Source organism: Microbispora siamensis (assembly GCF_016863095.1).
In the GTDB taxonomy this organism is placed as follows: Bacteria; Actinomycetota; Actinomycetes; order Streptosporangiales; family Streptosporangiaceae; genus Microbispora; species Microbispora siamensis.
In genome coordinates this window covers 37,784-44,969 of sequence record NZ_BOOF01000068.1, presented here as the reverse complement: position 1 = coordinate 44,969, position 7,186 = coordinate 37,784, and the positions used below count along the sequence as shown (strand labels likewise).

6 protein-coding genes and 1 pseudogene are annotated in these 7,186 nt (G+C 69.5%); 3 read left to right on the top strand and 4 right to left on the bottom strand.

Annotation, left to right across the window (positions count from 1 at the left end):
• Positions 1–2,875: nSTAND1 domain-containing NTPase (locus tag Msi02_RS39775; protein ID WP_204052910.1), on the top strand; the 2,875-nt coding region annotated here is incomplete at its 5' end.
• Between the two features lie 248 nt (positions 2,876–3,123).
• Positions 3,124–3,633, top strand: a complete 510-nt coding sequence (locus Msi02_RS39770; RefSeq protein WP_204052909.1) for a hypothetical protein — start codon at positions 3,124–3,126, stop codon at positions 3,631–3,633.
• Between the two features lie 61 nt (positions 3,634–3,694).
• Here Msi02_RS39770 and Msi02_RS39765 read toward each other — a convergent pair.
• The 3 genes and pseudogenes from Msi02_RS39765 to rox form a co-directional block, all read right to left on the bottom strand.
• Positions 3,695–3,865: pseudogene (locus Msi02_RS39765) on the bottom strand (cellulose binding domain-containing protein); the annotation flags it as partial.
• Between the two features lie 37 nt (positions 3,866–3,902).
• The gene (locus Msi02_RS39760) at positions 3,903–4,271 is read right to left on the bottom strand and encodes a hypothetical protein (protein ID WP_204052908.1); all 369 of its coding nucleotides are present in this window, start codon (positions 4,269–4,271) and stop codon (positions 3,903–3,905) included.
• Between the two features lie 115 nt (positions 4,272–4,386).
• Complete coding sequence (gene rox, locus Msi02_RS39755) at positions 4,387–5,811, bottom strand: rifampin monooxygenase (protein WP_204052914.1); 1,425 nt, start codon at positions 5,809–5,811, stop codon at positions 4,387–4,389.
• A gap of 440 nt (positions 5,812–6,251) precedes the next feature.
• On the opposite strand from rox, the gene Msi02_RS39750 reads away from it, so the two are divergent.
• On the top strand, positions 6,252–6,926 hold the full coding sequence (locus tag Msi02_RS39750; protein ID WP_239109212.1) for a pyridoxine/pyridoxamine 5'-phosphate oxidase: 675 nt from the start codon (positions 6,252–6,254) through the stop codon (positions 6,924–6,926).
• A 69-nt stretch (positions 6,927–6,995) separates the two neighbouring features.
• On the opposite strand, the gene Msi02_RS44190 is transcribed toward Msi02_RS39750, so the two are convergent.
• Positions 6,996–7,118, bottom strand: coding sequence for a hypothetical protein (locus Msi02_RS44190; RefSeq protein WP_275414224.1), 123 nt, complete (start codon positions 7,116–7,118; stop codon positions 6,996–6,998).
• Positions 7,119–7,186 lie beyond the last annotated feature (68 nt).

The window sequence follows — 7,186 nt, the reverse complement described above, 5'->3', positions numbered from 1 at the left end:
CCCGTTCCGGGCGGAGAGCCTGGGCGGGGTGATGCACCGCGTGCTGTCGGCCGACCCGGACCTGTCGGTGCTGCCGGCGTCGCTGCGGCCGCTGGTCGGCGCGGCCCTCGTCAAGGAGCCGGCGGCCCGGCCGTCCGCCCGCGACCTGCTGATGGCGCTGATCAGCGGGGGTTCCCGGGTGGACACGGCTCGGCTGCTCACGGAGGGCAGCCGGGCGGCGCGGACGGTGCACGCGCAGGGCGATCCCGACCCCGCGCTGGGCGCGCTCGCGGAGACCGCGTACGACGCCCTCGGCCCCGCGGAGCGTGACCTCGTGCCGCAGATCTTCCTCCGGCTGGTCGCGGTGGGCCCGGAAGGCGACCTCGCCACCCGCAGGGCCGCCGAGGACGAGTTGCCGCCCGGATCGGGCGAGGTGCTCCGGATGTTCGCCTATGTGCTGACGCGCACCGACGGTGAGGTGGGCCTGGCCCGTCCGGCACTGCTGCGCGCCTGGCCGAGGCTGCGCGCCTGGCTCAGCGACGAGTGGGACGGCCTGCCGGTCCACTCCGAGATCCGCCTGCGGGCCCGGCAGTGGGCCGCGGCCGGCCGCCGCCAGGCCGACCTGCTGCAGGGCGGCCGCCTGGAGGCGGCCGTCGGCTGGGCGGCCACCGGCCGCCGGCGTCTCGCCCTCAACGCGCTGGAACGCGAGTTCCTCGACGCGTCGGCCGCGCTGACCCGCCGCCGGGCCCACCGCCGCCGCCTGCTCACCGCAACCCTGGCCGTACTGCTCGCGCTCTCCCTGGCGGGCGGCGGCCTCGCGGCCTACCAGGGCAGCCGGATCGCCGAGCAACGCGACCGGGCGCAGGGGCGGGAGCTGGCCTTCCTGTCCGGGACCCTGCGCACCGCCGATCCGACGACGGCGATGCTGCTCAGCGTCGCCGCCTGGCGCCTCGACGGCGGCTCCGAAGCCCGCTCCAGCCTCATGTCCTCCTTCTTCCAACCGGAGGTGGCGGTCTTCAGCCCGCCGATGAACGGCATGCAGGGGCTGAGCGGTGATGGACGCCGACTGGTCAGCGTGTCGGACGACGAGGTGGACCTCTGGGACGTGCCGCACCGCGAGCGCGTCGCACGTATCGCGGCGCCCGCCCTCCACGGCGCGGTCCTGCAGGGCGTGGCGATGAGCCGGAGCGGCCGGTCCGCCGCCGTGCTCACCACGGACAAGGCGCTGGTGTGGGACCTGCGGACCGGCAGGTTGCGGGCGCAGTTGAGCGTCCCCGGCGCGACCTCCGAGGGGGCGATCGAGTTCGGGGACGACGAGTCGAAGCTCGCCGTCCTGGAGGGCGGCAACGGTTTCGTCTGGGACCTCGCGACCGGAAAGACCTTCGGCCGCGCGGACGAGGGCGGCTGGCCCGGTCCGGAACCGATCGTGTCCCCGTCCGGCCGTCAGGTCGCGGTGATCGGCATGGGCGAGCGGTTCGACGTGTGGCGGCTCCCCGAGATGGTCGAAGACCAGCGCTTCCGGGCGGCCTGCCCTCGCGGAACGGAAGTCGCCGCGTTCAGCCCGGACGGCAGGGTGCTGGCCTGTGCGGGAGCGGAGATCGCCCTCGTCTCGACGAGCACGGGCAGGCGCCTGCCCTACCACGGCGACGGCGACACCTGGTCATGGGCGGAGAACGGCGGAGACGAACCGGCCCATGCCCACTACAGCGGGCTGCGCTTCAGCGCGGACGGGCGGTTCCTGCTGGGGTTCGCCGGCCGCAACATCCACGTCTGGCGGGTCTCCGACCAGCGGCAGGTGTTCGGCTACCGGGCCGAGGACGAGGTCATGGACGCTCGCCTGGATCCCGATGGGCACACAGTGCACTACCTGCTCGTCGACAAGGTGGTCGATCTGGACATCCGGGTGCGCGCCGCGTCGGTCCGCCCGCAGGGGAAGGTCTCCACGGCGAGCCTCAGCCCCGACTGCCGCTGGATGGCTGTGCAGGACGACGGCGCTCCGATCCGGATCTGGGACGTACGGCGACGCCGGTTCGCCGGGTCACTCCCGGGCACGACCGACTGGGGAGTGATGGGCGTCGACTCCGCCGGCCGGACTCTGGTCACCGCCGACACGACCCAAGAACGGCTGCGGGTCTGGGACGTCGCCACCCGCAGGCCACTGTGGGACTACCGGGCACCGGCCAGCCTCCTGGTGGACAGCATCGCGTTCACACCGGACGGGCGGATGCTGGCGGCCGATCTGGGCCGCAACGACAACTTCCCGGGACCGACACGGACCCGGCTGCTCAAGTGGGACACCCATACCGGGCGCTCGATCGGACAGATGAGAGTCGACGACAACGGCGGCATCATATTCATCGAGCGCGATGGCCGGACGATCGTCACCGGCCACGGGCTCGTCGACGCCACCTCCGGCCAGTCGATCAAGGTGCCCTTTCCACCGGGAGCCGTGACGGGCAGCCCCGGCGGCGATCTCATCGCCGTGGGCGGCTACATGGGACGCGTCTTCCTCTGGGACACCAAGGGACCGACCCCCGTGTCACCGGTGCTGCACGGCGCCGTGGAGGCGATCGGCGGCATCGGCTTCTCCCCGCGAAGCGATCTCCTCGCCACAACGGGCGAGTCCGGCACCTTACAGCTCTGGGACGTCCGCGCCGGTCGAAGGCTCGGCGGAGCGGTGAACCTCGGCGTCGACCACGCCCTGGACGTCACCTTCGATCCGGACGGCTCCCACCTGTACCTCACGGACGACAGGAACGGGCAGCTCTTCACGGTGCCCGTCTCCGGTGAGCTCGTCGCGCGGCAGGTGTGCGCGCGGGCCGGGCGGACGCTCACTCGGCAGGAGTGGGCGCACTACCTGCCCCAGGTGCCCTACCGGGACGTCTGCGCACATTGACCGCTCGCCGCCTCCGCTCCCGTCGGCCGCACCCGGACGGGAGCCGGCCCATGGACTGCTGTTCCAGCAGCACCGCCCAGACTTCGCTCGCATGGCCTCGGCGGCCGAGAAGGCCCCTTTCCCGGACATTGCGGCGCCGAAAAGCCCTCTATGCATGCCGTAAAGATGCGGCTACAGTCCGGAGTGGCGAAAATCCGTGCCACTGGAGAAAAGTCCGTCCGAAAATCCGGCTGTGACAAGGGGTTGATATGGCGCTGCGATCCTATATCGAAGAAGAATTGGCCGGACACGCGATGGCCGAACTGACGCGGAGACAGGCCTCGTCCGCGCTGTGGCGCCCCAAGGGGTGGCTGTACGAGGGAACGGTGCGGGCCGAACTCTATCGGCTGATCGCAAACCACAAGGACTTCCAGGAGAGCACGTACACGCTGCTCGCCGAGCAGTCGTATGGCAAGACCTACCCGGAGTCGAACCGGGCCGACCTGATGCTCTTCACGCTGCACGACGAGGACAAGCCGGACGCGGACAGATTCATCATCTTCGAGGTCAAGTCGGAATTCGACAAGTTCAAGATCGATCAGGACGTGGCGAAGCTGCTCACCGCGGCCGACGAGTTCCAGGACAAGATGATCTGCGGATACATGTTCTACTGCGTTCCGCCGGCAAATAAGTCCTGGGAGAAGGATTTGAAACAGTATGTCGCGTCCAACGGTGATCCTCAAAAGATCAAAATAATGCAGATGCTGATCGAGCACTGAACGCCGGGTGCGTTCGAGGGGAACCGTTCCCGCCGGTGCCGGACCTCGGCCGCTCTCGCGATCAGTAGGCCGGCTCGTTCGTGCAGGGCGAGCCGTTGAGCGTGAACTGCTTGGGGGCGGGGTTGGCGCCGTTGTCCCGGCGGCCGAGGAAGTCGAAGGTCACGCTGCCCCCGTACGCCGCGCTCGTGGCGTTGTAGCCGGCGTTGGTTACCGTGACCTTCGACCCGCTCTGGGGTGTACGAGCCGTCCCTCAGCCCGCCCGTGGGTGGCTACGAGTTGTGGATACGGATCGTCATCCGGGGACAGTTGTCCAAGCGGCCGTAGTAGCTGTTGGTCAGGCCGGAGATCCGCCAGCGGTTGGTGGCGCCCGTGCCGCGGCCGACGACGTGGCCGTTGGTGGCGTCGACGACCTTCCAGCGGATCTCGCTCGCGTCGCACAGCGGGTTGCCGATGTACGACTCGAAGGTCGTCACGTCAATCCAGCCGTTGACGGCCGAGAGCGTTCCCGTGGAGCAGGTCGTCCAGAAGTTCTGAACGGTGCACTCCGAGTTCGCCGCCCAGGCCGGCGCCGCCGGCAGCACGGTCACGCCGGCTCCGACGGACAGAGCGGCCGCCACCATTCCCTTGCGAATACCCATATTGCTCTTCCTTGGCTCGTGCCGAACGGATACCGACGAGCAGAGCGCTTGGCGGTATAGGCCCGGTATAGGCTCCCCGCCCACGTCTGTTACCTGCACCGATGCTCGGGCGAGATCAGTTGGCGGGCTTGCCGAACCAGCGGGAGAGGCGGTCGTCCAGGTCCTGCTGATCGTCGCCGATCCAGGCGACGTGGCCGTCGGGGCGGAGCAGGACGCACGGAACATCCAGTGCCGCGGTGGGATCCGCGAGGTAATCGACCCGGTCCGACCAGCCGCCGACGGTCAGGCGTTCGGTGCGGTCCAGCAGCAGGCCGCGGCCGCGATGCAGCAGACCGTAGAGGCGGCCCTGTTTCACGTCGATGTCGGGCAGGCGGCGGCCGAGCAGGTCGGGGCCTTCGCCGAAGTCGTAGCGGATGCCGATCGCGGTGATTTTCTCGATCAGATAGCGGTTCACCTCGTCGAAGTCCATCAGTTCGGTGAGCAGCCTGCGCACGGCCCGCGGGCCCGGTTCGGTGGACAGCAGTTCCATCTGGGCGCGGGTGTTGTCCAGCACGTCCTCCGCGACCGGATGACGTTCGGCCTGGTAGGTGTCCAGCAGTGTTTCCGGCGCCCACCCGCGGATCTGCGCGGCCAGTTTCCAGCCGAGGTTGAACGCGTCCTGAACGCCCAGGTTGAGGCCCTGCCCGCCGATAGGTGGATGGATGTGCGCCGCATCGCCGGCCAGCAGCACCCGCCCGACCCGATAACGTTCGGCGAGCCGGGTGGCATCTCCGAAGCGGGACAACCAGCGCGGGGAGTGCACGCCGAAATCGGTTCCGGCGATGGCGCGCAGCGCTTGTTTGAAATCCTCGAGGGTGGGCGGTTCCGCGCGACCGCTGACTCCCGCGGCGGGGACGACGACGCTGTAGACGCCTTCGCCGAAGGGCCTGAGCCAGAACTGCCTATGGATCTCGTGGATTTCGGTCACCTTGGCGGTGATCTCCTCCTGGGGCACACCCACTTCCATCTCGCCCATCAGCGTCTCGGTCCGCCCGGGCTCGCCGGGGAAGCCGACGCCGAGCAGTTTGCGCACCGTACTGCGCCCGCCGTCACAGCCGATGAGATAGCGCGAACGCAGCTGTTCCCCGTCGGCCAGCTCGACGGCCACACCCTCGTCGTCCTGCTCGAAACCGGCCACCGTACAACCGCGCCGGACCTGCGCACCCAGTTCGACCGCATGTTCTTCCAGCAGGCGTTCGATGACCGGCTGCGGAATGCCCAGCAGATAGGCGTGCGCGGAATCCAGGCCCTTGGGCGCGGGTTTGTCGATGGCGGCGAAGAAACCGCCGGCCGGACGCCGTCTTCCATGCTGGAGAATGCGCTCCAGCAGTCCGCGCATTGCCATCAGCTCGAGACTGCGAATATGCAGGCCGACGATGCGGACGAACGACTTGGGTTCGGTTTCCTTCTCCAGAACGAGCACCCGCACGTCGTGCAGCCGGAGTTCGGCGGCCAGCATCGCGCCGGTCGGCCCGCACCCGGCGATGATCACGTCGAACATGAGGGGCGTGCGATCGGCGCCGGAGGCCAGCGACCGGAGTCCGGGGACGTCGCCCACGGTGAAGTCGCGCTCGGCCGCATCGTTCGACGGCGGCTCGGCGGGGAACTGCAGAGAATTCATAGGTGTTGCCTTTCGGGAGTGCCCTGTTGTCGAGGCGCTCCCGGCGACACCTACATCAATCGCCGGCCGTGACGGGGGAGGGGGAGCACCCACATCGATACAGCGTTCATGGGTCTCACCTCCTCGGGCGGTGTCACGGTCGACTGCAAGCTACAAGCCCGAGCAACATCCCGTCGAGTCCTTTTCCCAGCCGTATGATCACGACTCCGAACGGCACGGGCCGCGGGCCCGGGGGCCGGTGAACGGGCACCGCGCCGGCAGTGGTAGGCATGGCTGTGGCTTCAGAGATCACCGTCGCGGTTCGAGGTGGAGGAGCGATCGTGGGGGAAAACGGTCCGGCGGGTTCGATTCGTGATCTGTTGCGGGGGCTTCCCGTCTTCGACACCGAACTGCCGGGGTTCGACGTCGACGCCGCGCCGTCCGATCCGGTCGCCCTGTTCGCGGAATGGCTGACCTCGGCCGTCGAGGCCGGGGTGCGCGAGCCGCATGCCATGTCCCTGGCGACGGCCGACGCCGGCGGACAGCCTTCTTCCCGTGTGCTGATCTGCAAGGACCTCGGGGCGGACGGCACCTGGTATTTCGCGACGAGCGCGGGCAGCCGTAAGGGACGGGAGCTGGCCGCCACACCGTACGCCGCTCTGGCGTTCTACTGGCCCGAGCAGGGCCGTCAGATCCGGGTGCGGGGCACGGCCTTCGCGGCCGACGCGCAGCGCAGCGCCGCCGACTTCCTAGCGCGTTCCCCCGGTGCTCGCGCGGACGCCCTGACCGGCCGCCAGTCGCAGGTGCTGGACAAGCCGTCCGACCTCGAAGCCGCCCTGCGCGCGGCGCACGCGCAGATCGAGGCCGACCCTGAGGCGGTCGCGCCGGGATGGACTCTGTACGGCGTCCGCGCCGAAGAAGTCGAGTTCTGGCAGGCCGACCACGACCGCCGCCACATCCGCCTGCGCTACACGCGCGAGGACGCCGCCTGGGCGCGTCACCGCCTGTGGCCTTGACGGGGTGCCGCAGCACCGTGCTGACGTTGCTCGGCTTCATCTGCGACTCGGCGGCGAGCCCGCCGGGGTTCACGCCGGACTCCGCACGATCGCGCGGATCATGTCCGCCTCGGAGGCGGGCAACGGCTCGAGGCCCGACCGTACGACGCCCGTGCGCAGCAGCGTGCGCGAGGTGTCCCGGAGAGCGGGCATGAGGTCCCGGAGCACGGCGAGGTAGTTGCTTCTTGCTCGTCATAGGCAACTCCCCGGATCAGTGGAGG

Bases quoted from the DNA above. Each gene is read 5' to 3' on its own strand.
- Msi02_RS39770 (WP_204052909.1), top strand. From the start codon at position 3,124: ATGGCGCTGCGATCCTATATCGAAGAAGAATTGGCCGGACACGCGATG.
- Msi02_RS39760 (WP_204052908.1), bottom strand. From the start codon at position 4,271: ATGGGTATTCGCAAGGGAATGGTGGCGGCCGCTCTGTCCGTCGGAGCC.
- rox (WP_204052914.1), bottom strand. From the start codon at position 5,811: ATGTTCGACGTGATCATCGCCGGGTGCGGGCCGACCGGCGCGATGCTG.
- Msi02_RS44190 (WP_275414224.1), bottom strand. From the start codon at position 7,118: ATGCCCGCTCTCCGGGACACCTCGCGCACGCTGCTGCGCACGGGCGTC.